Below are 2,017 nucleotides of genomic sequence, written 5' to 3' on the forward strand. Positions count from 1 at the left end.
GGGAAATAAATGCTAGGGAGTGGATCTATTATCATGTTACACGAATTAAAAGCAAAGGGCAAGAGCATTCGTGCAATCGCTAAAGAGACTGGCCTTTCAAGAAATACTGTAAGAAAATACCTGAGAGCAAACGGTATTCCTCAAAGGAAACCGCATCCTAAAAGGGGTTCAAAGCTTGATCCTTACAAGGATACTATTCAACAGATGATAAATTCAGGTATATTCAACTGCGAGGTCATTTATGAAAGGATTAAAGAGGAAGGTTATACTGGTGGCCGTACTATTCTAAGGGATTATGTAAGGCCGTTTAGGCCTCCTAAACAGATTCCTGCTGTGCGCCGCTATGAGACTAACCCCGGCCAGCAAACTCAGGTTGACTGGGGTGAATATACTTACATTGACGAGGAAACTGGCGAGGTGCGTAAACTTTATATCTTTGTTATGGTGTTAGGGTATTCGAGGGCTATATACGTGGAATTTACAAACCGCTGCAATGTCCATACTTTCATTTGCTGCCTCATTCACGGATTTGAATATTTTGGTGGAGTAACTGATATAGTGCTCACAGACAGGATGAAAACCGTAATACTTGGTGTTGATGAGAACAACAGGCCGATATGGAATGCTACTTTTAAGGATTTTGCTGCAACTCTTGGCTTTGTGCCGAGGGTATGCAGGGCACGGCGTCCACAGACCAAAGGCAAGGTGGAGAGTGGTATAGGATTTGTTAAAGATAATTTCTTGCCGGGCAGGAGATTTACAGACTATGGAGACCTAAACCGTCAGGCGATAGAATGGTGTGACAGGAAAAACAAGAGGATACACGGTACAACTGGAGAAAGACCTATTGACCGTTTAAAGGAAGAAAACCTTAAACCCCTACCCGCCCCTGATAAATACCAGAGATTCATGGAAGAGGTGAGGAAAGTTCACAAGGATGGCCTGCTGAGCTTTGGTGGTGTGAGGTATGGTGTACCATGGCAATACAGTGGGAAAGAGGTGGTTGTAAGGGAGAGAAATGGCAAAATAGAAATTCTTTACGAAGGGAAGGTGATAGCAACTCACGAAAAGCGATATCGCTCAAGGGGAGTCGTTTTTCTTAAAGACCAGTACAAGGGGCTTAAAGAAGCGGAGGGCATGATATATCCAAAGCCGATAGCGATTAAGGTGTCTTCTCTAGAAGTGGAGAAGCGTTCTCTGGGGGTTTATCAGAGTCTTTTGGAGGTAGATAGGATATGATAGAGTTTGAGAAAGCACGAGTGCGTCTTGAAGAGTTAGGCCTTTTAAATGCTGCAATTTATCTTGATGCCCTCCTTGAGAAGGCCCAGCGTGAAAATAGTACGTACATTGACTTTCTAAATGGCCTTCTTGAAGCAGAAGTTGTTGAAAGGCAGAGACGTAATATGGAGGTAAGGACGAAGCTTGCCCGGCTGCCGTATAGGAAGACTTTAGAGGAATTCGACTTTACCTTTCAACCCAGTATTGACGAGAAACTGATAAAGGAACTTGCAACAATGGCTTTTATTTGCCGGGCAGAGAACGTAATATTTCTTGGTCCGCCTGGAGTGGGGAAAACACACCTGGCTATAGGGCTTGCCATAGAAGCTCTGTCGCAAGGGATATCGGTTTATTTCAGCAGCCTTACAAGGCTTATTGAGGACCTCAAGAAGGCTTATGAAGAGAATCGATTGGAGAAGCGCATGAGGATATATACGAGGCCAAAACTTCTCGTAATTGACGAAGTGGGATATCTTCCCTTAGATGGTCTGGGTGCGAATCTCTTTTTCCAGCTAGTAAGTGCCCGTTACGAGAAAGGGAGCATAATTCTGACGAGCAATAAAGGGTTTGGGGAATGGGGAGAACTTATGGGCGATCCTGTACTTGCAACTGCGGTATTGGACAGATTATTACATCATGCCCATATAATCAACATAAGGGGCAACAGCTACCGCCTAAAGGACAGGCTAAAAACCGGGCTATATGCTAGCCCGCGTAATAGCGTCTAGTTTTTAAAAAA

The 2,017-nt window shown here is 44.2% G+C and carries 2 protein-coding genes; both read left to right on the forward strand.

What is annotated here, in order from left to right; translation table 11 throughout:
* Positions 1-9 precede the first annotated feature (9 nt).
* Positions 10-1,239, forward strand: coding sequence for an IS21 family transposase (istA, locus tag BM241_RS12075; protein WP_092282906.1), 1,230 nt, complete (start codon positions 10-12; stop codon positions 1,237-1,239).
* Positions 1,236-2,006, forward strand: a complete 771-nt coding sequence (gene istB, locus BM241_RS12080) for an IS21-like element helper ATPase IstB (RefSeq protein WP_092282907.1) — start codon at positions 1,236-1,238, stop codon at positions 2,004-2,006. The genes istA and istB overlap by 4 nt, the downstream gene beginning before the upstream one ends.
* Positions 2,007-2,017 lie beyond the last annotated feature (11 nt).

The sequence above is a fragment of the Caldicoprobacter faecalis genome (assembly GCF_900115765.1).
In the GTDB taxonomy this organism is placed as follows: domain Bacteria; phylum Bacillota; class Clostridia; order Caldicoprobacterales; family Caldicoprobacteraceae; genus Caldicoprobacter; species Caldicoprobacter oshimai.